Source organism: Vibrio sp. TRT 29B02, from assembly GCF_050113655.1.
Classification (GTDB): Bacteria; Pseudomonadota; Gammaproteobacteria; order Enterobacterales; family Vibrionaceae; genus Vibrio.
Genome location: NZ_JBNJOJ010000017.1, coordinates 42,714 through 65,719, shown reverse-complemented (window position 1 = coordinate 65,719; position 23,006 = coordinate 42,714). Strand labels below are relative to the sequence as shown.

Here is a 23,006-nt window from a genome sequence, read left to right as displayed (position 1 = left end):
TATTTGTAACCAACTTCCCAAGCGAAGAAAGAAATGCTCAAAGGATGAGTCCGATTTGTCGCCTCCAAGGAACCGAGAAATCAATATTTGTAATCTGTTTTAATTGATTTAGAAGGTGATAGTTATGAAAGGTTTACCAAGTGCAGCGTTCTGGCTAAACAGCTCTGTTTACACAGGCAGCTTTACTTACCCAACAAGCTTCGGTTACTAACCCTAAGCTTGTCACTCTCGAACAGTTTGTTCACCCCTATTATTGGAATTCTTTACGGCTCCTATATAGCTGACATGATTCAACCGCCACTCAATCTGAGTGGCGTTTTTTTTTATCTATCCTTTTCCTCTACTCGATATATTTCTTGATTTAGGTGTATCGACCTATCTACCTAGTTATTACGCATTTAGGCACATATTTGTTTGCTTCTTCGCGCGAGTTTCCTAAGAAGAGTTTTCCGTTAGAGTAAAAAAGTGTCTTTTGAAAACTCTCTACTCAATGATGTTTATTGACTGAAATAAAACAAGAAAACACGCTTGCCTCTCATTGTTGTTTGTTTGAAATGTCGTTTTACAGTTAGAAATATTGATTAGAGTCATAATTCTATCTGGAATTTACTATTTGATGACTTTATAATTCGAGCCAATCGATTACGCAACCGTTTACTTTTTACCCTTTTAGGATTCGATCATGTTCGAAAAACTGTTCAAGCTCAGTGAAAACGGCACCAACGTTAAAACTGAGATCATCGCTGGTATTACTACTTTCCTGACGATGGCTTACATCATTTTTGTCAACCCAGCAATGCTTGCAGATGCAGGTATGGACAAAGGTGCTGTGTTCGTAGCAACCTGTCTTGCAGCTGCGATCGGCTGTTTCATCATGGGCTTTGTCGCTAACTACCCAATCGCACTGGCTCCGGGCATGGGTTTGAATGCCTTCTTTACCTACGGCGTAGTGTTAGGCATGGGCCATTCGTGGCAAGTTGCTTTAGGCGCGGTATTTGTATCGGGTCTGATTTTCATGGCGTTGAGCGTATTTAAGATCCGTGAATGGATTATCAACTCAATCCCAATGTCACTGCGTACTGGTATCTCTGCGGGTATCGGTCTCTTCTTGGCTTTCATCGGTCTACAAAATTCAGGTATCGTTGTTGATAACCCTGCAACACTTGTGGGTCTAGGACATATTACAGGTTTACAACCAGCGCTTGCTGCTCTGGGCTTTTTCCTGACCATTGGTTTGGTGTACCGCGGTGTGCGCGGCGCGGTTATGATCGCGATTCTTATTATCACTGCATTGGGTCTAATCGTGGGTGATGTTCAGTGGGGCGGCTTCATGTCTATGCCACCAAGTGTTGCACCAACATTTATGCAGATGAATATCGTTGATGTTTTTGAAGTAGGCATGATTTCAGTTGTATTCGCGTTCCTTTTCGTTGACCTATTCGATACGGCGGGAACACTCGTTGGTGTTGCAAGCAAAGCAAACCTTATTAAAGAAGATGGCAAGCTTCCACGTTTGAGCAAAGCGCTTTTGGCTGACTCAACGGCTACGTCTGTTGGTGCAATGATCGGTACTTCAAGCACGACTTCGTACGTTGAATCAACAGCAGGTGTGGCGGCCGGTGGCCGTACTGGTCTTACTGCTGTGGTTGTTGGTGTGTTGTTCCTACTGGCGTTATTCTTCTCACCATTGGCTGGTATGATCCCTGCCTACGCAACGGCTGGAGCTCTATTCTACGTTGCGATTCTAATGATGTCAGGTTTAGTAAGCGTTGACTGGCGTGACCTCACAGAAGCGGCTCCGGTTGTTGTGACCTGTCTTCTTATGCCACTGACTTACTCCATTGCTGAAGGTATTGCTCTTGGCTTTATCTCTTACGCAGCGATCAAACTGCTAAGTGGCAAAGGTCGTGATGTTTCTATGAGTGTTTGGGTTCTTGCTGCGGTATTCATTATTAAATACCTAGTAGCTTAAGCGCTAACTCATTGATTTAGTTCGCTAGTTAACCTCAAATACGCTATTTTTCGCCATAACAGTTGCTCTGTTATGGCGATTATTTTTGTAGTAGAGACAAATTCCCCTTTGGTATTGTATGTCGCATCCGTTAAAATAATCGTTTGCGTAGCTTTTCCCCAGATATGTCTGGTGCAATCGTCCTGAGATTCTTGACGCGTTGCTGGGATGCAGATTTTAAAAATTATTAGGTTATTACAATGAGTAAAAAATTCATCATCACTTGGGACCAAATGCACACGTTCTGTCGCGAACTTGCTGAAAAACAGATGCCAGCAGAGCAGTGGAAAGGAATTTGGGCTGTGAGCCGTGGTGGTCTTGTTCCTGGTGCAATCCTAGCTCGTGAGCTGGGTATTCGTCATGTTGATACTATCTGTATTTCTAGCTACGACCATGATCACCAGCGTGATATGACGGTTGTTAAAGCACCTCAAGGCGATGGTGAAGGCTTCCTTATTGTTGAAGATCTTGTCGATAGCGGTGACACGGCGCGTAAACTGCGTGAAATGTACCCAAAAGCCAAACTGATCGCAGTATGTGCTAAACCAGCGGGTGTTGAACTGCTGGATGACTACGTTGTCGATATTGCTCAAGACACATGGATTGAGCAACCTTGGGATATGTCAATTCAGTACGTAGAGCCAATCAACCGTAAGCAAAAGTAGTCGCTAGATTGATATCTCGGCAAATAATTGATGGATGACCCTTTATTGGGTCATTTTTTTTATTACTATTTAGAAAATGATTTTAATTAGGTTGTACTAATGTCCGAGGAAGTCAGTAAGAACCTCTCAGAAACCTTATTCGCTAACCATAAGCAAGCGAAAGAGACTTCTGCGTTGACCCAATACATGCCAACAAGCGAGAAGTTTCTTGAAGAGAAACAGTTGGAAGATGGTTACAAGTGGTACCGAAACTTGCGCAGAATGCAGTGGGCGTGGCAGGGATTAGATCCTATCGAAATAGAATCTGTCCTCGCTAAAATTGCGGCTTCAAAACATTCTCGTACTCATGATGAGTGGCTCGACACTGTGATGGGATATCACAGTGGTAACTGGACATACGAGTGGACGAAATTGGGGATGCTACACCAGAAGCGTTCGGCCGAGCTAAAGGGTGAAATGGCGGCGGATGAGCTATTTAATGCATCGCTCTGTTTTAGTATCGCTGGTTACCCACATTTGAAAAATGACCGCCTTGCGACTCAAGCGCAGGTACTGGCAAGTAGCGCTTATACTGAAGCCACTAAAAAGACCGGATTTATCGTTAAGCGGATTGAAGTGCCATATCAGAAGAAGAGTATCGTTGCTCATCTCCATCTGACCAGTACGGAAAAGCCTCAGCCTGTAGTGATGGTCAGTGCTGGCTTAGATAGCCTACAAACAGATTTGTGGAGTTTGTTCCGCGATCATTTGGCGAAGAAAAACATCGCAATGCTCACTGTCGATATGCCTTCGATTGGACACAATATCCATTGGAACCTGACTGAGGACACGTCGTGTTTGCATCAGGCAGTGCTGAATGAGTTGTACAGTATCCCGTGGGTCGATCATCATAGAGTTGGTCTGATTGGTTTTCGATTTGGCGGCAATGCGATGGTGCGTTTGTCATTTATGGAGCAAGATAAAATCAAAGCGTGCGTATCATTAGGAGCACCTATTCACGATGTCTTGTCTTCGCCAGCCAAGTTAAAGCAGATGCCCAAAATGTATTTAGATGTCTTGGCATCGCGTCTGGGCAAAAGTGTGGTGGATATTAATAGTCTCGCAGGTCAGTTGATGGCATGGTCTCTTAAGGTTCAGGGGATTTTGTCTAGCCGTAAAACTCGTGTACCGATTCTCGCCATGAGTTTAGAGAATGATCCAGTCTCACCCTATAGTGACAATCAGTTAGTGGCACTTTTTAGTGATTACGGTAAAGCTAAGAAAATTAGTGCTAAAACAATTACACAAGGCTATGAGCAATCCCTCGATTTAGCGATAAAGTGGTTGGAAGACGAGCTAATTAGATGACATTTCAGCTAATTTAGACAACACTTAATCATATCGACTACCCAGACTTTTAAGTCCTTTCTAGTAGGCGATTATAATAAGTCAATGAATATGGAGATTCATTATGTCTGAACCGACGAAAAGTCCAACGCACTACCGCTTGTTATCAACCCTAAGAGCTATTGGTCCTTATCTACGAGAATCACAGAGCACGGATGGCATGTATATCTTTGATTGCTTGTCTGTGTGTGTAAACGACAAAAAATCTCCTGAACAAAGGGAGTTTTGGGGCTGGTGGTTAGAGCTCGAGAAAAACGGCGATCTATTTGAAGCTCGCTATCGAACTGGATTGTATGATGTGGCAGGTGAGTGGCAGGAGAAAGCATTACCGAAAAAAACGGTCGAAGATGTGACGCGCACTCAGGAGGCCTTCCATCAGAAACTGATAGAAACACTGAGTAAGGATTTCGAAATACCAGTGGCAATGCATAAAGAGTCGGTAGAATTCGTCTAATTTTCGTTGCTTATTATTGCTGTTCACCAAAAAGGCGCTTTTTAGCGCCTTTTCTGCTTGTGAATTTGCCATTTGATTGCTAAAACATCAGGTCTAATCGATCTTGTTAGCCTATCTTCTTGCGCTAGGGTCGTGACGGTTTTTTATTTATTTCATAGTAGAAAGGCAATGAATCAAGAAAGCGGAAAAGCATCACAGTCTCAGACCGTGGTGGTTAAATTAGGTACAAGTGTTTTAACTGGTGGCACTCTGGCTTTGGACCGAGCTCATATGGTTGAGTTGGTTCGTCAATGTGCAGAACTGAAAAAGCAAGGCCACTCTGTCGTGATGGTCTCGTCTGGCGCGATTGCAGCAGGACGCGAACACCTAGGATACCCCGCACTGCCCAACTCAATGGCAAGTAAGCAGCTACTAGCGGCTGTTGGACAAAGTCAGTTAATTCAGACTTGGGAGTCATTGTTCGCTATTTATGGACTAAAAATCGGACAAATGCTGTTAACACGTGCCGATCTTGAAGACCGTGAGCGCTTCTTAAATGCGCGTGACACCATCAATGCGTTAGTTGAAAACGATATTATTCCTGTTGTTAACGAAAACGATGCGGTGGCAACCAGTGAAATCAAAGTGGGTGACAATGACAATTTGTCTGCCTTAGTTGGCATTCTTTGTGGTGCTGACAAACTGTTACTTCTTACCGATCAAAAAGGTCTGTTTACTGCGGATCCTCGCAAAGACCCTAATGCTGAGTTGATTAAGGAAGTAAAAACCATTGATGACACGCTGCGTAAAATTGCAGGTGGCAGTGGTACGACACTCGGTACCGGTGGTATGGCAACAAAACTGCAAGCAGCGGATATTGCACGCCGAGCTGGTATAGAAGTCATTATTGCGGCTGGTAGTGCACCGAACGTAGTATTCGACTCATTGGGCGAACATCCACAAGGAACTCGATTCCTACCTTGTGAAGAGGCACTAGAGAACCGTAAGCGCTGGATATTGGCGGGGCCTGCTGCGTCTGGTGATATTGTTATTGATGATGGTGCTGTGAATGCTGTAGTCGGAAAGGGCAGCAGTCTATTGGCTAAAGGCTTAACCAAAGTAAGTGGTGAGTTTGCTCGCGGAGACGTCGTGCGAGTAACTGATGTCAAAGGCAAGCTGATTGCACGTGGTATCGCGAGCTACTCCAGTCAAGATATGGCGAAGATCGTTGGCAAGCATAGTAAAGATATAATCGGAATACTTGGGTACGATTACGGCAACGAAGTGCTTCACCGTGATGATATGGTCGTCATCCAAGAATAAGGAAAAACAAAGTGGAACTGATTTCAATGGGGATCGCGGCAAAAGATGCGGCGTTCCAACTAGCGACTGCTTCGACAGCGCAAAAAAACAAAGCCCTAGCTATCATCGCTGATGAACTTGAAGCGAATGCAGACACTATTCTAGCTGCCAACGCTAAGGATATCGCCAAAGGCCGCGATGCAGGTTTGAGCGACGCATTACTTGATCGTCTTCTTCTTAACCAAGAGCGTCTATCGGGGATTGCCAATGACGTACGTAACGTTATCAGCCTTAATGATCCAGTGGGTAGCGAGCTAGATAGCAAAGTGTTGGAAAACGGAATGACGCTGTCTCGTCGCCGTGTTCCTCTTGGCGTCGTGGGTGTTATCTATGAAGCGCGTCCAAACGTGACCATCGATATTGCTGCATTGTGCTTAAAAACAGGTAACGCCAGTATCTTACGTGGCGGTAAAGAGACTTTTTTCTCTAACATGGAGTTGGTTAAGGTTATTCAATCTGCACTAGCGAAAGCTGAACTTCCGGCTGCATCAGTACAGTACATTGAAAAACCAGATCGTGAATTGGTTTCTCAGCTACTAAAACTGGACGATTACGTTGATATGATTATTCCTCGTGGTGGTGCTGGTCTACACAAAATGTGTAAAGAGAACAGCACGATTCCAGTGATCATCGGTGGTTTTGGTATCAGCCATATTTTTGTGGATGAGAGCGCTGATTTGGTGAAGTCTCTGGATGTGGTAGAAAACGCTAAAGTTCAACGCCCTTCCGCCTGTAATGCACTTGATACTCTGTTAGTACATGAGAAAGTGGCGGCCGAATTCTTGCCAATGCTGATCGAGCGAATCAACGACCAAGTTACCTTTGTTGTCGAAGCAAGTGCGAAGCCTTTTATGAGTGCAGCCAAACAGCAGCGCGATGCGGTAGAGGGTGACTTTGATACTGAATGGCTGAGCTACACTCTGGGTGTTAAGGTAGTGGCGGATGTTAAAGAAGCGATTAACCACATGCGTGTGCACAATGCTAGCCACTCAGATGCCATCATGACCAACAGTCTTGTTAACTCGGAGTTGTTTATAAACTCTGCTGGTTCGGCTGCGGTTTATGTGAATGCCTCTACGCGTTTCACTGACGGTGCTCAGTTTGGTCTGGGTGCGGAAGTTGCGGTATCAACCCAAAAACTTCACGCTCGTGGTCCAATGGGTCTAGAAGAGCTAACCAGTTATAAATGGGTTGGTAAGGCGAACTACTTGCCGCGCAGTTAACAAATATCGGTTAACATTGGTTGAAAAAGGGGCTAACGGGCCCCTTTTGCTTTTATTAAGAATACTTAATCCGCTAAACTGTCTGTCACTTATATGGAGGTGATATGCATTGTCCTTTTTGCTCTGAGAATGATACTAAAGTGATCGATTCTCGCTTGGTTGCTGATGGCCATCAGGTTCGTCGCCGTAGGCAGTGTCTTGCGTGTAATGAACGTTTCACAACTTTCGAAACCGCTGAACTGGTGATGCCTCGTGTGATTAAATCTAACGGGAATCGTGAACCATTTAATGAAGACAAAATGGTGGGTGGCCTTCAGCGGGCATTAGAAAAACGCCCAGTAAGTGCCGACGCAGTCGATGTTGCGATTAGTATGATTAAGTCACAACTTCGCGCAACAGGTGAACGCGAAGTACCTAGTGAAATGATAGGTAACTTGGTGATGGATCAACTCAAAGAGCTAGATAAGGTTGCGTACATTCGCTTTGCTTCTGTTTACCGTAGCTTCGAAGACATTCGAGAATTTGGTGAAGAGATTGCAAGGTTAGAAGATTAAGGCCGTTTCTCTATGACTACCTTTACTCGGCAAGATTTTATCATGATGTCCCGCGCTATTGAGTTAGCAAAAGGGGGCATCTATACCACGGCTCCAAATCCCAATGTAGGCTGTGTTATCACCCTTGATGGTGAAGTCGTGGGTGAAGGCTTTCACTTGCGCGCTGGTGAACCCCACGCTGAAGTACACGCCCTTCGAATGGCAGGTGAAAAGTCAGTGGGTGCCACTGCATACGTGACGTTAGAGCCTTGCTCTCATTACGGCAGAACTCCACCATGTGCAGAGGGGCTGATCAAGGCCAAAGTGGCTAAAGTCATTTGCGCGATGCAAGACCCCAACCCCCAAGTCGCAGGGCGCGGGATTAAAATGCTGCGCGATGCGGGCATAGAAGTTGAAGTCGGCCTGCTGGAACAAGATGCGATCAATCTAAATCCGGCATTTATCAAACGAATGAAAAGCGGAATGCCGTTTGTTCAATTAAAAATGGCTGCTAGCTTAGATGGTCAGACAGCCTTGTCTAATGGCCAAAGTCAGTGGATCACATCTGCGCAAGCGCGTCAGGACGTACAAAACTACCGCGCACAAAGCGGCGCGATACTCTCAACCAGCAAAACCGTTATTGAAGACAATGCTTCATTGAATGTGCGTTGGGAAGAGTTACCTATTTCAGTACAGACGAAGTACCCACATCAGCAATTGCGCCAGCCAGTTAGAGTTATTCTCGATAGACAAAGCCAACTGACACCAGAGTTAAAGTTATTTCATACTGAAGGGGAGCGTTTAATTGTTTCACCACAAGGTGATGTGCAGCCAACGCTAAACTCAAATCAGCAAGTGGATTTAGCCGCGACATTTTCTCAATTGGCGACTGCTCATAACATTAACCATCTCTGGGTCGAAGCTGGAGCGACATTAGCGTCTAGTCTTATTCAGCAAAATCTAGTTGATGAGCTGGTGCTCTATCTGGCTCCTAAGATTATGGGAAGTGATGGTCGAGGATTGCTCGGCGCACTTGGGCTGGCGTCAATGGCCGATGTCATTGATCTTAATTTTAAAGATATCAGACTCGTTGGTCGCGATGTACGCATCGTTGCCACAATTGAAAAGAAAGAATCCTAATCATGTTTACAGGTATTGTAGAAGCAGTCGGTACCTTGACTGCAATCACGCCAAAGGGCGAAGACATTAGTGTGACGGTTGATGTTGGCAAGCTTGATATGAGTGATGTCAAGCTTGGCGATAGTATTGCCACCAATGGTGTCTGCTTAACGGTCGTCGCCTTTACTTCCACCAGTTATACCGCAGACTTGTCACTAGAAACCCTTGATAAAACAGGATTTACTGATTACCAAGCGGGTGACAAAGTTAACTTAGAAAAGGCAATGTTACCAACGACCCGGTTTGGCGGGCACATTGTCTCTGGGCATGTTGATGGAGTCGGCCAAATCGTTGAAAGAAATATGATAGGGCGTGCTATTGAATTCTGGGTATCAATGCCAGAGGAGCTGTCGAAATACGTTGCGGAAAAAGGTTCGATTACGGTTGATGGTATCAGCTTGACAGTGAACGCTCTACGCAAGAACGCGTTCAAACTCACCATAGTTCCGCATACGGGTGAAGAGACGACAATTGCCGATTTCCATGTGGGTCGAAAAGTGAACCTCGAAGTTGATGTACTTGCTCGCTATATGGAACGTTTACTGACCAGTCGAGAAGAGCAACAAACACAATCCAGCATCACCATGGAATTTTTACAGCAAAATGGATTTGCCTAGGTTAGGCAATGGTCTGACCGATTTAATTAGCCGCTAGAAGCCAAGATAGGAATATAAAGATGCCAATTAGTACGCCACAAGAAATTATTGATGATATTCGTTTAGGTAAAATGGTTATCCTGATGGATGACGAAGATCGTGAGAATGAAGGCGATTTAATCATGGCTGCTGAGCATGTGACTCCAGAAGCGATTAACTTCATGGCGACTCACGGTCGTGGCTTGATCTGCTTAACCATGACTAAAGCGCGTTGTGAGCGTCTTGGTTTGCCTCCTATGGTTCAAGACAACAATGCTCAGTACACCACCAACTTTACGGTTTCAATCGAAGCTGCGGAAGGCGTAACGACGGGTATTTCTGCCGCAGACCGCGCGCGTACAGTTCAGGCGGCAGTTGCGAAAGATGCCAAAGCCGCAGATCTTGTTCAGCCAGGCCACATCTTTCCTTTAGCGGCGCAAGAAGGCGGAGTTTTAACACGTGCCGGGCATACAGAAGCAGGTTGTGATTTAGCTCGTCTTGCTGGGCTAGAGCCAGCGGGTGTGATTGTCGAGATTCTCAATGACGATGGCACTATGGCACGCCGTCCTGACTTGGAAGTTTTTGCTGAAAAGCATGGCCTTAAACTGGGTACGATTGCGGATCTGATTGAATACCGCAATAACACGGAAACGACCATTGAGCGTGTCGCTGAATGTCAATTGCCTACCGAGTTTGGTGAATTTAACTTAGTGACTTACCGTGACACCATAGACAACCAAATCCACTATGCACTTTGCAAAGGTGAGTTAACCGCAGATGCACCGTTAGTCCGTGTTCATTTGCAAGATACTTTTACTGACTTACTGCATAGCGATAGAAATGCTGAGCGCAGTTGGACGCTTGATGCGGCCATGAAACGTATCGGTGAACAGGGCGGTGTTTTGGTTATTCTTGGTAACGAGGAGTCAACGGAACTGTTGATCCACCGCGTTAAAATGTTCGAAGCACAGGACAAAGGTCAAGCACCAACATTAGCGAAAAAACAAGGTACCTCTCGCCGCGTGGGGGTGGGATCGCAGATTCTTGCGGATCTTGGCGTGCATGATATGCGTCTATTGTCATCAACCAACAAAAAGTACCATGCGCTTGGCGGTTTTGGCCTGAACGTCGTTGAATATGTATGTGAGTAATCTTGGTCACTAACCTTGTTCTACCTACTCAATCAGGCCTTGTCGTTAGTGCAAGGCCTAAAACTTGTACTAGCCAAATGCTTTAGCTGCTGGGTACGAGTTCTGTTAAATTTCTATTAGATATTGCTCACAGATTTGTGCTAGAATCCGGCGATTCTCACTTGATGAACATAGTTAAAGGAAGGCTTATGAAAGTGATCGAGGGTGGCTTCCCAGCGCCAAACGCAAAAATTGCTATCGTTATTTCTCGTTTCAACAGTTTTATTAACGAAAGTCTATTGTCTGGTGCAATCGATACTTTAAAGCGTCACGGTCAAGTAAGCGAAGATAATATCACTATCGTTCGCTGTCCTGGTGCAGTAGAGCTTCCACTTGTTGCTCAGCGCGTAGCTAAAACCGGTAAGTACGATGCGATCGTATCACTAGGTACAGTAATTCGCGGTGGTACACCACACTTTGACTATGTTTGTAGTGAATGTAACAAGGGTCTTGCGCAGGTGTCTCTGGAATACAGTCTTCCAGTCGCATTTGGTGTACTGACTGTTGATACAATTGACCAAGCAATTGAGCGCGCAGGAACCAAGGCTGGTAATAAAGGTGCAGAGGCTGCACTAAGCGCACTTGAGATGATTAACGTTCTTTCAGAAATCGATTCCTAATGGGGGCCAGTGTGAAACCAGCCGCACGTCGTAATGCACGTCGATTCGCTCTACAAGCGATCTACTCTTGGCAAATTACTAAAGAAAATGTTGCTACGATTGAGGAGCAGTTTTTGTCAGGTGGCAAGTATGATGAAGAAGAACATCATGCATCAGAACCTGCACTATCTACTCCGGATACAGATGTCGCATACTTCCGTGACCTACTAACAGGTGTTGTGCTAAGTCACACAGAGCTAGATAGTAAGATTCGTCCATACACTGCTCGTCCAATGCAAGATTTGGATATGATGGAGCTAGCGCTTCTTCGTTTAGCAATGTATGAAATGACACGTCGTGAAGACGTGCCTTACAAAGTGGTCATTAACGAAGCGATTGAACTTGCAAAAGTGTTCGCGGCGGAAGATAGCCACAAATTCGTCAATGGTGTGCTAGATAAAGCGGCACCTCATGTGCGTAAGAAATAATCGGTTTTGATTATCTAAAGGTCAGCAAATGCTGACCTTTTTTATGTCCAAACATTCAATAATTTAACGGTCATAGTATGTCTGGTGAATTTAATCTGATTGAAAAATATTTTGTTAATCGTCAGAAGCAACGGAAAGACGTTGTGCTTGCCGCAGGTGACGATTGTGCATTGGTAAAAGTACCAGAGAACCTTTCTGTGGCGATCAGTACCGATACTTTAGTTGCAGGGACACACTTCCTGGCTGATGCAAACCCTAGCTGGGTTGCGCACAAGGCATTAGCGTCCAATATTAGTGATCTTGCCGCAATGGGGGCGACCCCGAGTTGGGTATCACTTGCGTTAACTATGCCGAGCCCAGATGAGTTATGGCTGGCGCCCTTCTGTGATGCATTCTTTGAGTTGGCGGATTACTACGGAATCCAGTTAATAGGTGGTGATACCACTAAAGGGCCTTTAAGTATCACTTTAACCGTGCAGGGTTTAGTGGATGCAGATAAAGCATTACGTCGAGATGGTGCTCAGGTTGGCGATTGGGTCTACGTTACCGGGGTGCTCGGTGACAGCAAAGCAGGCTTAGATGTAGTGCTTGATAACAGTTTGCGTCGTAAGCCTTTTGCCGAGCAACTGGAGCAGCGTCATTACCTAGCAACACCAAGAGTGCTGGTGGGGCAAGCACTACTCAATTTGGCTAGTTCCGCTATCGATATTTCTGACGGACTGATTTCTGATATCAAGCATATATTGAATCGCTCACACGTTGGGGTAAGCCTTGACGTAGCACAACTTCCTGTTTCTAATGAACTTACTCAGTTTGTAGGCAGTGCAGAGCTTGCTCTGCAATATGCGTTATCAAGTGGTGAAGAGTATGAACTGTGCTTTACCGTCCCTGAGCAGAACAAGGGATCGATTGAAAGTGCACTCGCACATTGTGGCGCTAAGGTAACATGTATCGGCCAGATTCGTCCTCAGGGAACCTTTGAACTGCACAGTAATGGGCAACCAATCGACTGGCACCTAAGCGGCTACGATCACTTTAAGTAAGATATAATCAGTTATGACAAATCCTCTTTCTCTTATCTCATTAAAAAATCCATGGCACCTACTTGCGACTGGTTTCGGTAGTGGTCTATCGCCCATCGTGCCGGGTACGATGGGTACGCTAGCGGCGATCCCCTTCTATTTGCTGCTGGTGCAATTACCTCTGCCTTTGTATCTTGTTGCACTCGTCGTTGCTTGCATCATCGGTGTAAAAATTTGCCAAGTCACCTCGGATGATATGGGGGTTCATGATCATGGCTCAATTGTATGGGATGAGTTTGCTGGCTTTTGGATTACCATGTTAGTGGTCCCAGTACTAAACCTGTCGGCATATGACTGGAAATGGCTGTTAACGGGCTTTGTTCTGTTCCGATTCTTCGACATGGTAAAACCATGGCCTATCGGCTGGTTGGATAAGCGAGTACATGGCGGGTTAGGTATTATGCTGGATGATATTGTCGCTGGTGTGATGGCGGGTGTGGCGCTTTATCTGGTTGGCAAATATGCGGGTTGGCTTGTTTAAAGATTCGAGACCGGGCTTCGCCCTACGAGAATCTAGAACGCTTCGCTCCGAGAGTCGAGAAATTAGAGCGCTGCGCTTCGAGAACGGACTTCGTCCTACGAGAATTTAGAACGGGCTGCGCCCTTCGAGAGGTGCAGGTATCTGATACAGAGTTTTTTGTTCTAAAATCCAGAAAAAAAGGTTGACGCTTTCACGTCAACCTTCCAAAAATTTCTCGCTTCTATTTCAGCTTCTCTAAATCCGCTTCGATCTCTGCAATCTTACTTGAGACCACTTTCTCTAAGTGGCGTAAGTCGGTAAGAATCTTCTGTTTTACGTCGACTTCATTGCTGCTAACCGGCTTGGTCAACTTATTCAGCTCATCAATAACTAGAGTCAAGTTGCGGTTTATTTCAGTCACTTCTTTGTATTGATGGCTTCCGCTATCAACCAAAACGTTTTTGACTTGTCGTGGGTATTTGAACTTGACGCTTTTCGCAAACAACTCACCTTTTTGTTTGTGAAAATAGATTTTTAACACATCCTTGTGCGCTTCTTGACGAAGGGAATAGCGCTCAATTTGTTTAGGATCGTGAATACCTAAACCAGTGAGGTGTGGATACATAGGCTACCTCTATTGTGTTGCAGTGACGATCCCTACTCAAAGCGAGTAGGGATTAAACAATTCACTATTAATGTAGCAGTCAATATTCGTGGTAGACAGCGCTTTTTTAACCAAGTTAATAACTTGTGGTCGAGATCGCTTACGGTGCCAGTTCAGCGATGTTTTTAATCAAGTTTTCGCGCAATTCTTGCTGTTCTTCCTCTGTTAATTTGCCACCATTTTGGCTAGTAATGATGAACAAGTCTTCGGCACGCTCGCCAATGGTTGTGATCTTCGCAGCGTGCAGATCAATCCCCAAATCGGCAAAGGTTGCCCCTACCGTTGCCAGCAATCCAGGAGTATCCAGAGCAACAAACTCGAGTAAGGTACGCTTTTTGCTCTTTGTCGGTAGGAAATCGACCGTCGTCTTGACCTGAAAATGTTGCAGGTTACGCGGAATCCGGCGTGTCTTGATTTTGGTTGGTCTACCATCTTCAAGTACGTGTGCCAGATGTTTAATCACTGCTTTATGGCGGCTTTCGTCAATCACTTCACCATGCTGATCTAGAACCATAAAGGTATCGAGTACGTAACCATCCTTGCTGGTCATGACTTGCGCGTCATGAACGTTGAAGTTACGTCGGTCAAGTTCTGCGACCACAGTGGCGAAAAGCGCATGCTGGTCTTTACTATAGACAAACACTTCTGTACCACCGCGAGTGGCTTTTTTAGACATCAGGATCAGTGGCTTGGTATGGTCTTCATGGCGAAGTAAGTGCATACAGTGCCAAGCGATCTGTTTGTGTGTATGGCGTAAAAAATAATCTGCCTTAAAGCGCTGCCACAATACTTCAATTTCTCGGGCACTAAACCCTTCTTTGCGCAGCAAAGCCGAGGCTAATTGTTGGTTGTGACGAATACGTTCCCTGACATCGACAGGGTTTTCCAAGCCGCGGCGCAGTGCTCGTTGCGTTGAGTAAAAAAGCTCCGCAAGCAAGGTACGCTTCCAGCTGTTCCATAATTCTGGGTTGGTGGCACAAATATCCGCGACCGTGAGACAAACCAGATACTCTAAATACTCTTCATCGCGAACTTGTTTCGCAAACTCAGTAATCACCTCCGGATCATAGATATCACGGCGCTGAGCGGTCACAGACATCAGTAGATGGTTTCTAACTAACCAAGAAACTAGCTTTGCTTCAGGCTTAGATAAACCGTGTTCGATACAAAAATCGTACGCTTCACCTTCACCAATAACCGAGTGATCTCCCCCACGACCTTTGCCTATGTCATGGAAAATGGCTGCGATGATCAATAACTCTTTTTTCTGAATTCTCGGATAGACTTCGCAGCAGATAGGGTGTTTATCGTGGTTTTTAGCGTAGCCGAAGGTGTTGATATGTTTTAGGAGTCGCACGCTGTGTTCATCAACGGTATAGACATGAAACAAATCAAACTGCATCTGGCCGACGATTTGGCTCCATTGAGGCAGATAGGCCGCTAGTACTCCAAGTTTGTGCATCAGACTGAAGGCTTTGTGCAGTGCATTTGGATGACGACAAAGCTCTAAGAACTTTTCACGAGCTTCTGGAATGGTGTGTAAAAATTTATTCAGGCGTCGACGAGCGGTTCTTAGTTGGCGCATGGTCGGTGGCGAGACACCTTCAATGGTTGAATCATTCGCGATATGCAGGAACATATCTAAGATAGTTTCAGGACGCGCCTGAAATAACGCAGGTTTACGCGCTTCAATAAGATGACCGCGACGCTGAAAATCCTCGCTGAGAACTTCTGGCTTATCTTCGATACCGTTGTCGAGGATCGCTTGATCGAAGAGTTTTAGCAGCATTTTATTGAGTTCTGCTACGCGGCGAAGCGTACGATAGAACTCTTTCATCATCATCTCAACGCCTCGATTTCCTTCCCCAGTATATCCAAGGCTTTCAGCCACCTGAGGCTGATGAGCAAAGGTGAGGCGGTTATCATAGCGTTTTAACTCAATGTGCAACGCGAAGCGAACGCGCCATAGAAAATCCTGACACTCGACCAGTTCTCGGTACTCGGCATCGGTTAGAAATCCATAGCGACTCATTTCGAGTAGCGATGTTGCACCAAAGTGACGACGTGCGACCCAACTCAGAGTGTGTATATCACGTAAACCACCTGGCGTAGACTTAATATCCGGCTCTAGATTGTAAGTCGTATCGTGGTAGCGAGCATGTCGGTCGCGCTGCTCTTGAACCTTGGCCTTGTAGAAAATCTCACTTGGCCAAAATGATTCTGAATGAATCACCATTTTTAGCTGGTGAAAGGTATCTTCGCAACCACACAGCAAACGAGCCTCTTGTAAGTTCGTCGCCACCGTGAGGTCTTCACGTCCTATGGCAGCACACTCTTCGACACTACGTACCGCGTGGCCGACTTCTAAACGTAAATCCCAAAGTAGGGTAATGAACTCACTCACTTTGCTGGCAAGTGCATCAGGCAATGCCTTACGCGATACAACCAGGATATCGATGTCTGACAGTGGGTGTAGTTCACCTCGACCATAACCGCCAACAGCGACAAGGCTAATATTAGGTAAGGCGGTAAAGCCAAAATGTTGCCACAAACGGTTGAGAAGTAGGTCGATATATTCAGCTCGACCTAATACCAAGTCGGTCACTGGGTGATGGGCAAGAAACTCTTGTTTCTGGTAATCAGCAAATTTTTCTAGCTGGTTTTTTAACTCAGCAATTGTGAGCTGTTGATCGTCAAAAGTGAGTGGTGATTGAAACGGCATACAGCGAATCCATGCAAAACAGTCCTGATGACCAATCTATCAGACTTATAAGGATAAAAAAATATCCCCGACTGGGCGGGGATATTTGAGGAACTTGCGGTGATTATGCGTTGTTCATTAGGCGAGGGATGGTGTCATCGCTACGCAGCGTTAACACTTCACAGCCGTTTTTCGTCACCAAGATGGTGTGTTCATACTGGGCTGACTTCTTACCATCACCAGTGTAAACCGTCCAATCATCTTCGGCATCAACAGTCACGCCAAACTTACCTTCGTTAATCATTGGTTCAATGGTAAAACACATGCCTTCTTTTAGTACTCGGCGGTCGTTATTTTTGTAGTGAACGATTTGAGGCTCTTCGTGGAACTCGTTACCAATACCGTGACCACAGAAATCTTTAACAATAGAGAACTTATTGCGTGGATTGTTCTTGTTGTTAGTCTTGATGTATTTCTCAATTGCCGTACCAATATCACCAACGGTTGCGCCTGGTTTTACTTGACGCATACCAATGTATAGCGCTTCTTGGGTGACCATACATAGACGTTTGTCAGCAGGAGATACTTCGCCGACAAAGAACATCTTCGATGTATCACCATGGTAACCCTCTGGGCGGACAGACAAATCAGCGTCAGCATCGTTAGGGATGATCACGGTAATATCAACGTTAATGATGTCGCCATTTTTGAGCACAGCAGGTTTCAGTTGCCCATTGCTGCCTACTTCGTCTGCTGAAGCTGGAATACCGTGACATACAATGTGGTTGATGGACGTACAGATTGATTTAGGGAATCCATGGTAATCAAGAGGTGCAGAATATGCGCCTTTTTCAATCCCGTAATCGTGACAGATTTGGTTTAGCTCATCTGTTGTCACACCTTCTTTGATGTGCGGTTCGATCATTTCTAGGATTTCAGCGGCCAACGCGCCCGCTAGTCGCATACGTTCGATTTCTTCAGCTGTTTTAATCTTGATTGACATCGGCTTTCTCTATTTGTTCTTGTGCACAAGTGAGTGCGAATCGGCGCATTCTATCAGGAACACAACATAATGAGAATTATTCTTCATCTTTCGATAGTACGTGTGGGAATGAAAATAGTGCACTCTCATCCCTAACAATCGTTTTTTTACTAGCCATGATAGGCAAAAATATGGTATAAAGCGCGCCGGAAATGTGGTCTGTTCTCTCTAGCTGAACGTTTATCAGGTGGCGAAACTGATTACTTCCGACTAACTTATATCTTTAAATCACACACATTCCGTCACATATTCCGGGGTGCTGGGCAGAAGCCTAGTCGGAGTTATGGGGGATGTGGAGGCCTAACCCCATAGAGGATTTTAAAATGGCAACTGTATCAATGCGCGATATGCTGAAAGCTGGTGTTCACTTCGGTCACCAAACTCGTTACTGGAACCCAAAAATGAAGCCATTCATCTTTGGTGCTCGTAACCGCGTTCACATCATCAACCTAGAAAAAACTGTACCAATGTTCAACGAAGCTCTAGCTGAACTAGCTAAAGTTGGCGAGAAGAAAGGTAAAGTTCTATTCGTAGGTACTAAGCGCGCTGCATCTGAAGCTGTTAAAGAAGCTGCAATCGCAAGCAACCAGTACTACGTAAACAACCGCTGGTTAGGCGGTATGCTTACAAACTACAAAACTGTTCGTCAATCAATCAAGCGTCTAAAAGAACTTGAAGCTCAAGCTCAAGACGGTACTTTTGACAAACTAACTAAGAAAGAAGCTCTAATGCGTACTCGTGAAATGGAGAAGCTAGAGAAATCTCTTGGTGGTATCAAAGACATGGGCGGCCTACCAGACGCTCTATTCGTAATCGATGCTGATCACGAACACATTGCGATTAAAGAAGCTAACAACCTAGGTATCCCAGTTTACGCTGTAGTAGATACTAACTCTAACCCAGACGGCGTTGACTACATCATCCCAGGTAACGACGATGCGATCCGTGCAGTTCAGCTTTACCTAAACGCTGCTGCTGCTTCAGTAACTGAAGGTCGTAACAAAGACGTAGCTGCTGTTGCTGAGAAAGACGGTTTCGTAGAAGCTGAATAATAGCGGCTCCGAGTCACACTTAGTCTATGTGCAACCAAGTTGTAGCATAAACTGAGTTATAGTTATCAGCAGGGGCCGAAAATGTAGGCCCCTGTTTTTTACCAAATCCAGAATCAACTGAGGAATAGAGAATGGCTGTTACTGCTGCTCTAGTTAAAGAACTGCGCGAACGTACTGGCGCAGGTATGATGGAATGTAAGAAAGCGCTTGTTGAAGCAAACGCTGACATCGAACTAGCAATCGAAAACATGCGTAAATCAGGTGCTGCTAAAGCTGCTAAGAAAGCAGGTAACGTAGCGGCTGAAGGCGCAATCATCATCAAAGAAGAAAACGGTGTTGCTGTTCTTCTTGAAGTTAACTGCCAAACTGACTTCGTTGCTAAAGATGGTAACTTCACAGCATTCGCTGAAAAAGTAGCTCTAGAAGCTCTAGCGGCTAAATCATCTGTTGAAGAACTAGTAGCTAAGTTCGAAGAAGAGCGTGTAGCTCTAGTTGCTAAAATCGGTGAAAACATCAACATCCGTCGCGTACAATACGTTGAAGGTGCTGCACTAGCTTCTTACCGTCACGGCGAGAAAATCGGTGTTGTTGTTGCTGGTGAAGGCGACGCGGAAACTCTTAAGCACGTTGCAATGCACGTTGCTGCTTCACGTCCAGAATACGTGAACCCAGAAGACGTACCAGCTGAAGTAGTAGCGAAAGAGCGTGAAGTTCAAGTAGAAATCGCTATGAACGAAGGCAAGCCAAAAGAAATCGCAGAGAAAATGGTTGAAGGCCGCATGAAGAAATTCACTGGCGAAGTTTCTCTAACTGGTCAAGCTTTCATCATGGAGCCTAAGAAAACTGTTGGCGAAATGCTGAAAGAAAAAGGTGCTTCAGTTTCTACGTTCGTTCGCCTAGAAGTTGGTGAAGGTATCGAGAAAGCAGAAGGCCTAAGCTTCGCTGAAGAAGTAGCACTAGCTCAAAAAGGTTAATCCTTAGCGAATTGTGCAAATATTAGACCGTGGCCTTGGCTGCGGTCTTTTTACGATAACGGTAGTAAACGGTTAGCCGTGATGAATAGGGGAAACAACACCTAGATGTCAGTGTCAAGTCCCTAGAGTGCCAAGGTCTTCTCTAGCGACTTAGAACGAATCACTAGGTTCTTTCCTCTATCCATGACTGTTAATCAATAACTCTCTTTTTGGAAGGTAAACTCCATGACAACGAACCCTAAACCAGCGTATCAACGTATTCTGTTAAAACTGAGTGGTGAAGCTCTTCAAGGCAATGAAGGTTTCGGCATCGATCCTGCGATCCTTGATCGTATGGCACAAGAAGTAAAAGAGCTGGTTGAACTTGGTGTTCAAGTGGGTGTGGTAATCGGTGGTGGTAACCTTTTCCGTGGCGCAGGTCTAGCTGAAGCGGGTATGAACCGAGTTGTGGGCGACCACATGGGTATGCTTGCAACAGTAATGAATGGTCTAGCAATGCGCGATGCACTGCACCGTGCTTACGTGAATGCTCGTGTAATGTCAGCAATTCCTTTGAAAGGTGTGTGTGACGACTATAACTGGGCTGATGCTATCCGCGAACTTCGCCAAGGCCGCGTGGTTATCTTCTCAGCAGGTACTGGTAACCCATTCTTCACGACGGATTCTGCTGCTTGTTTGCGCGGTATTGAAATTGAAGCGGACGTAGTTCTAAAAGCGACAAAAGTGGATGGCGTATTTAGTGCTGACCCTGTAGCAAACCCAGACGCAGAACTGTATGATAAGCTCTCATTCAATGCTGTTCTTGATAAAGAACTGAAAGTGATGGATTTGGCAGCGTTCACGTTAGCTCGTGACCACAAAATGCCAATTCGCGTATTCAACATGAATAAGCCAGGCGCACTACGTCGCGTGGTTATGGGTGAAGCAGAAGGCACGCTAATCAGCGACGCAGAGTAATTCCAATCGCCGCAGCAGATTTAATGCTGCGGTATTGCCTTTTGAAGACTCCCGATTAGGCTTTCTTCGAGAAAGATTTACACATTAAGGTGATATTGTGATTAACGAAATCAAACAAGACGCTCAAGAGCGCATGGAAAAAAGCGTTGAAGCGCTAAAGAACAACCTTTCTAAAGTTCGCACAGGTCGTGCGCACCCAAGCCTATTATCTGGTATCTCGGTCGAGTACTACGGCGCATCAACACCTCTTAACCAAGTAGCGAACGTTATTGCAGAAGATGCTCGTACGCTAGCAATCACGGTATTTGATAAAGAGCTGACTCAAAAAGTTGAGAAAGCAATCATGATGTCTGATTTGGGTTTAAACCCAATGTCTGCGGGTACTATCATTCGCGTTCCACTTCCACCGCTAACAGAAGAGCGTCGTAAAGACCTTGTTAAGATCGTTCGTGGTGAAGCTGAAGGTGGTCGTGTTGCGATCCGTAACATCCGTCGTGATGCAAACGGTGAGCTAAAAGCACTACTTAAAGACAAAGAAATCTCTGAAGATGAAGATCGTAAAGGTCAGGAAGAGATTCAAAAACTTACTGATGCAGCAGTTAAACTTGTTGACGAAGTGCTAGCGGCAAAAGAAAAAGAGTTGATGGAAGTCTAATTCTCCATAAACTTAACGCATAATTGGCGCTGTGCTCGCAGCACAGCGTTTTTTTATGCTACTCTTTGTCCCTGCCGATTATCTATCAACGTCTTATGCATAATTCACAACTCTCCCCTGATTTACTTCCAAAACATATCGCAATCATTATGGATGGCAATGGCCGTTGGGCAAAGGCACAAGGTAAACCTCGTGTGTTTGGCCATAAAAATGGTGTTGCAGCGGTACGAAAAGCCATTGCGACTTCGGCAAAGCTCGGAATCAAGGCTATTACTCTTTTTGCGTTTAGCAGTGAAAACTGGAGAAGGCCAGAAGAAGAAGTTGGCGTTTTGATGGAACTGTTCATTACAGTGCTTTCAACGGAAGTGAAAAAACTGCATAAGAACAACTTACGCCTACGAGTGATTGGTGAAACCTCTCGTTTCAATGACCGCTTGCAAAAGAAAATCGCTCAGGCTGAAGCAATGACTGCCTCAAATACAGGAATGGTCATTAACATTGCAGCGAATTATGGCGGTAAGTGGGATATTATGCAGGCAACAAAAGCAATTTCAGCTAAGGTTGCCGCCGGTGAACTAACGTGTGATGAGATTAGCGAAGAGCTGATCACTCAACACTTAACCATGGCAGATTTACCTGAAGTTGATTTAATGATTCGGACCAGCGGTGAATGTAGGATCAGTAATTTCATGCTTTGGCAGATGGCTTACGCAGAAATGTACTTTACACCGATATACTGGCCCGAGTTTGATGAAAACAGCTTGATCGAAGCAGTGACTTGGTTTGTCAATCGTGAGCGACGTTTTGGTTGCACTGGCGAACAGATCAAGGCATTGATGGAAAGCGAATAAAGGACCTAAGTTTGAAACAAAGAATTATAACTGCGCTTATCCTTGCTCCTTTAGTGATTTTGGGGATTTTTGAACTCTCGCTGCCACTGTTTACACTAGCCATTGCTGCTGTAATGTTGATTGGCTATTGGGAGTGGACTCAGTTTGTAGAACCGAAATCTCGTTGGATGGCACTTATTCCTGCAGTACTAGTTAGTGCGCTAAGTATGGCCTTTATTCCATTTGATGCCATTAGTCTCAACCAAGTTGTAGAGCCGCACTATATGGTATTAGCAGTGGGCTGTGTTTGGTGGATTGTCTCAAGCTTATTAGCGATTACCTATCCCAAGTCTTCGGCGTTGTGGCAAAACTCAACATTACTCCGACACGCATTTGGTATTCTGACACTATTACCTTTCTTCTGGAGCGTGTTACTGCTGCGCGCTGAAGGCATTGATAGTGATGCGTACCATGGTGCCAAGCTTGTGTTGTATGTATGTTTGATCGTATGGGCTGCCGATAGCGGTGCCTATTTTGCCGGCAAGAGCTTGGGTAAACGCAAGATGGCTCCCCATGTGAGTCCGAATAAAACCATTGAAGGTCTGATCGGCGGTATTATCACTGCTGTGGTTATTGGCTGGTTAGCAGCTGATTGGTTCGATATAGAATTTTCCAGTCCACTGGTCATGATTGCAATTACTTTAGTGACGGTAGTGATTTCTGTATTAGGTGACCTAGTCGAAAGCATGTTTAAGCGCGTATCAGGTATAAAGGATAGTAGTAATATTATCCCAGGCCATGGCGGTGTGCTGGATCGCATCGATAGCTTGACAGCGGCATTCCCTGTTTTTGCATTTCTTTACTTCATTTTTTAGGCGAGCTTCG

The 23,006-nt window shown here is 45.3% G+C and carries 23 protein-coding genes; 20 read left to right on the top strand and 3 right to left on the bottom strand.

Translation table 11 applies throughout. The annotated features are described in order from the left end of the window. Positions 1 to 682: 682 nt before the first annotated feature. The 14 genes from ACQEXT_RS12095 (at position 683) to pgpA (ending at position 13,267) form a co-directional block, all read left to right on the top strand. The gene (locus tag ACQEXT_RS12095; protein ID WP_426952234.1) at positions 683 to 1,972 is read left to right on the top strand and encodes an NCS2 family permease; all 1,290 of its coding nucleotides are present in this window, start codon (positions 683 to 685) and stop codon (positions 1,970 to 1,972) included. A gap of 239 nt (positions 1,973 to 2,211) precedes the next feature. Then, positions 2,212 to 2,676 carry an oxytetracycline resistance phosphoribosyltransferase domain-containing protein Tet(34) gene (tet(34), locus tag ACQEXT_RS12090; protein WP_138973473.1) on the top strand — a complete coding sequence of 155 codons (465 nt, stop codon included), beginning with the start codon at positions 2,212 to 2,214 and terminating at the stop codon, positions 2,674 to 2,676. Positions 2,677 to 2,775: 99 nt separating this feature from the next. Then, positions 2,776 to 4,023 (top strand): esterase FrsA, encoded by a 1,248-nt coding sequence (gene frsA / locus ACQEXT_RS12085; protein WP_426952233.1) that lies wholly within the window; start codon positions 2,776 to 2,778, stop codon positions 4,021 to 4,023. A 103-nt stretch (positions 4,024 to 4,126) separates the two neighbouring features. Continuing rightward, complete coding sequence (crl, locus tag ACQEXT_RS12080) at positions 4,127 to 4,516, top strand: sigma factor-binding protein Crl (protein WP_426952232.1); 390 nt, start codon at positions 4,127 to 4,129, stop codon at positions 4,514 to 4,516. Between the two features lie 168 nt (positions 4,517 to 4,684). Next, positions 4,685 to 5,818 carry a glutamate 5-kinase gene (gene proB / locus ACQEXT_RS12075; RefSeq protein WP_269376678.1) on the top strand — a complete coding sequence of 378 codons (1,134 nt, stop codon included), beginning with the start codon at positions 4,685 to 4,687 and terminating at the stop codon, positions 5,816 to 5,818. An 11-nt stretch (positions 5,819 to 5,829) separates the two neighbouring features. Continuing rightward, on the top strand, positions 5,830 to 7,080 hold the full coding sequence (locus tag ACQEXT_RS12070; RefSeq protein ID WP_331416129.1) for a glutamate-5-semialdehyde dehydrogenase: 1,251 nt from the start codon (positions 5,830 to 5,832) through the stop codon (positions 7,078 to 7,080). A 104-nt stretch (positions 7,081 to 7,184) separates the two neighbouring features. After that, on the top strand, positions 7,185 to 7,634 hold the full coding sequence (gene nrdR, locus ACQEXT_RS12065; protein ID WP_138973468.1) for a transcriptional regulator NrdR: 450 nt from the start codon (positions 7,185 to 7,187) through the stop codon (positions 7,632 to 7,634). 12 nt (positions 7,635 to 7,646) lie between these two features. Beyond that, complete coding sequence (ribD, locus tag ACQEXT_RS12060; RefSeq protein WP_426952230.1) at positions 7,647 to 8,753, top strand: bifunctional diaminohydroxyphosphoribosylaminopyrimidine deaminase/5-amino-6-(5-phosphoribosylamino)uracil reductase RibD; 1,107 nt, start codon at positions 7,647 to 7,649, stop codon at positions 8,751 to 8,753. Positions 8,754 to 8,755: 2 nt separating this feature from the next. After that, entirely contained in the window at positions 8,756 to 9,409 is a 654-nt protein-coding gene (locus ACQEXT_RS12055) for a riboflavin synthase (RefSeq protein ID WP_138973466.1), read from the top strand. A gap of 59 nt (positions 9,410 to 9,468) precedes the next feature. Further along, positions 9,469 to 10,578: a bifunctional 3,4-dihydroxy-2-butanone-4-phosphate synthase/GTP cyclohydrolase II gene (gene ribBA / locus ACQEXT_RS12050; protein WP_331416126.1), complete on the top strand. Its 1,110-nt coding sequence runs from the start codon at positions 9,469 to 9,471 to the stop codon at positions 10,576 to 10,578. Positions 10,579 to 10,766: 188 nt separating this feature from the next. Then, on the top strand, positions 10,767 to 11,237 hold the full coding sequence (ribH, locus tag ACQEXT_RS12045; RefSeq protein WP_078534915.1) for a 6,7-dimethyl-8-ribityllumazine synthase: 471 nt from the start codon (positions 10,767 to 10,769) through the stop codon (positions 11,235 to 11,237). Then, entirely contained in the window at positions 11,237 to 11,704 is a 468-nt protein-coding gene (nusB, locus tag ACQEXT_RS12040; RefSeq protein ID WP_138973464.1) for a transcription antitermination factor NusB, read from the top strand. Before ribH ends, nusB begins: the two co-directional genes overlap by 1 nt. Before the next feature lie 77 nt (positions 11,705 to 11,781). Beyond that, positions 11,782 to 12,747, top strand: coding sequence for a thiamine-phosphate kinase (thiL, locus tag ACQEXT_RS12035; RefSeq protein WP_331416125.1), 966 nt, complete (start codon positions 11,782 to 11,784; stop codon positions 12,745 to 12,747). Positions 12,748 to 12,760: 13 nt separating this feature from the next. After that, positions 12,761 to 13,267, top strand: a complete 507-nt coding sequence (pgpA, locus tag ACQEXT_RS12030) for a phosphatidylglycerophosphatase A (protein WP_426952228.1) — start codon at positions 12,761 to 12,763, stop codon at positions 13,265 to 13,267. Positions 13,268 to 13,487: 220 nt separating this feature from the next. Here the strand turns inward: pgpA and ACQEXT_RS12025 are convergent, their stop codons facing one another. The 3 genes from ACQEXT_RS12025 to map all read right to left on the bottom strand — a co-directional run bounded on the left by ACQEXT_RS12025 (position 13,488) and on the right by map (position 17,614). After that, positions 13,488 to 13,871: a DUF3461 family protein gene (locus tag ACQEXT_RS12025; protein WP_138973461.1), complete on the bottom strand. Its 384-nt coding sequence runs from the start codon at positions 13,869 to 13,871 to the stop codon at positions 13,488 to 13,490. 139 nt (positions 13,872 to 14,010) lie between these two features. Further along, positions 14,011 to 16,632, bottom strand: coding sequence for a bifunctional uridylyltransferase/uridylyl-removing protein GlnD (gene glnD / locus ACQEXT_RS12020; protein ID WP_331416122.1), 2,622 nt, complete (start codon positions 16,630 to 16,632; stop codon positions 14,011 to 14,013). A 103-nt stretch (positions 16,633 to 16,735) separates the two neighbouring features. Beyond that, the gene (gene map / locus ACQEXT_RS12015) at positions 16,736 to 17,614 is read right to left on the bottom strand and encodes a type I methionyl aminopeptidase (RefSeq protein WP_138973459.1); all 879 of its coding nucleotides are present in this window, start codon (positions 17,612 to 17,614) and stop codon (positions 16,736 to 16,738) included. Positions 17,615 to 17,976: 362 nt separating this feature from the next. Here map and rpsB point away from each other — a divergent pair, with 362 nt between their 5' ends. The 6 genes from rpsB (at position 17,977) to ACQEXT_RS11985 (ending at position 22,996) form a co-directional block, all read left to right on the top strand. Beyond that, complete coding sequence (gene rpsB, locus ACQEXT_RS12010) at positions 17,977 to 18,705, top strand: 30S ribosomal protein S2 (protein WP_269376688.1); 729 nt, start codon at positions 17,977 to 17,979, stop codon at positions 18,703 to 18,705. Between the two features lie 131 nt (positions 18,706 to 18,836). Next, positions 18,837 to 19,679, top strand: coding sequence for a translation elongation factor Ts (tsf, locus tag ACQEXT_RS12005; RefSeq protein WP_269376689.1), 843 nt, complete (start codon positions 18,837 to 18,839; stop codon positions 19,677 to 19,679). Positions 19,680 to 19,904: 225 nt separating this feature from the next. Then, entirely contained in the window at positions 19,905 to 20,636 is a 732-nt protein-coding gene (gene pyrH / locus ACQEXT_RS12000; protein WP_138973457.1) for a UMP kinase, read from the top strand. 97 nt (positions 20,637 to 20,733) lie between these two features. Next, positions 20,734 to 21,291 carry a ribosome recycling factor gene (gene frr, locus ACQEXT_RS11995; RefSeq protein ID WP_138973456.1) on the top strand — a complete coding sequence of 186 codons (558 nt, stop codon included), beginning with the start codon at positions 20,734 to 20,736 and terminating at the stop codon, positions 21,289 to 21,291. Positions 21,292 to 21,386: 95 nt separating this feature from the next. Further along, entirely contained in the window at positions 21,387 to 22,142 is a 756-nt protein-coding gene (locus ACQEXT_RS11990) for an isoprenyl transferase (RefSeq protein ID WP_138973455.1), read from the top strand. A gap of 11 nt (positions 22,143 to 22,153) precedes the next feature. Then, positions 22,154 to 22,996 carry a phosphatidate cytidylyltransferase gene (locus tag ACQEXT_RS11985; RefSeq protein ID WP_138973454.1) on the top strand — a complete coding sequence of 281 codons (843 nt, stop codon included), beginning with the start codon at positions 22,154 to 22,156 and terminating at the stop codon, positions 22,994 to 22,996. Positions 22,997 to 23,006 lie beyond the last annotated feature (10 nt).

Bases quoted from the DNA above. Each gene is read 5' to 3' on its own strand.
- frsA (WP_426952233.1), top strand. From the start codon at position 2,776: ATGTCCGAGGAAGTCAGTAAGAACCTCTCAGAAACCTTATTCGCTAAC.
- ribH (WP_078534915.1), top strand. From the start codon at position 10,767: ATGAAAGTGATCGAGGGTGGCTTCCCAGCGCCAAACGCAAAAATTGCT.
- ribD (WP_426952230.1), top strand. From the start codon at position 7,647: ATGACTACCTTTACTCGGCAAGATTTTATCATGATGTCCCGCGCTATT.
- glnD (WP_331416122.1), bottom strand. From the start codon at position 16,632: ATGCCGTTTCAATCACCACTCACTTTTGACGATCAACAGCTCACAATT.
- map (WP_138973459.1), bottom strand. From the start codon at position 17,614: ATGTCAATCAAGATTAAAACAGCTGAAGAAATCGAACGTATGCGACTA.
- ACQEXT_RS11990 (WP_138973455.1), top strand. From the start codon at position 21,387: ATGCATAATTCACAACTCTCCCCTGATTTACTTCCAAAACATATCGCA.
- nrdR (WP_138973468.1), top strand. From the start codon at position 7,185: ATGCATTGTCCTTTTTGCTCTGAGAATGATACTAAAGTGATCGATTCT.
- crl (WP_426952232.1), top strand. From the start codon at position 4,127: ATGTCTGAACCGACGAAAAGTCCAACGCACTACCGCTTGTTATCAACC.
- ACQEXT_RS12055 (WP_138973466.1), top strand. From the start codon at position 8,756: ATGTTTACAGGTATTGTAGAAGCAGTCGGTACCTTGACTGCAATCACG.
- tsf (WP_269376689.1), top strand. From the start codon at position 18,837: ATGGCTGTTACTGCTGCTCTAGTTAAAGAACTGCGCGAACGTACTGGC.
- thiL (WP_331416125.1), top strand. From the start codon at position 11,782: ATGTCTGGTGAATTTAATCTGATTGAAAAATATTTTGTTAATCGTCAG.
- proB (WP_269376678.1), top strand. From the start codon at position 4,685: ATGAATCAAGAAAGCGGAAAAGCATCACAGTCTCAGACCGTGGTGGTT.
- pyrH (WP_138973457.1), top strand. From the start codon at position 19,905: ATGACAACGAACCCTAAACCAGCGTATCAACGTATTCTGTTAAAACTG.
- ribBA (WP_331416126.1), top strand. From the start codon at position 9,469: ATGCCAATTAGTACGCCACAAGAAATTATTGATGATATTCGTTTAGGT.
- ACQEXT_RS12025 (WP_138973461.1), bottom strand. From the start codon at position 13,871: ATGTATCCACACCTCACTGGTTTAGGTATTCACGATCCTAAACAAATT.
- rpsB (WP_269376688.1), top strand. From the start codon at position 17,977: ATGGCAACTGTATCAATGCGCGATATGCTGAAAGCTGGTGTTCACTTC.
- pgpA (WP_426952228.1), top strand. From the start codon at position 12,761: ATGACAAATCCTCTTTCTCTTATCTCATTAAAAAATCCATGGCACCTA.
- nusB (WP_138973464.1), top strand. From the start codon at position 11,237: ATGGGGGCCAGTGTGAAACCAGCCGCACGTCGTAATGCACGTCGATTC.
- ACQEXT_RS12095 (WP_426952234.1), top strand. From the start codon at position 683: ATGTTCGAAAAACTGTTCAAGCTCAGTGAAAACGGCACCAACGTTAAA.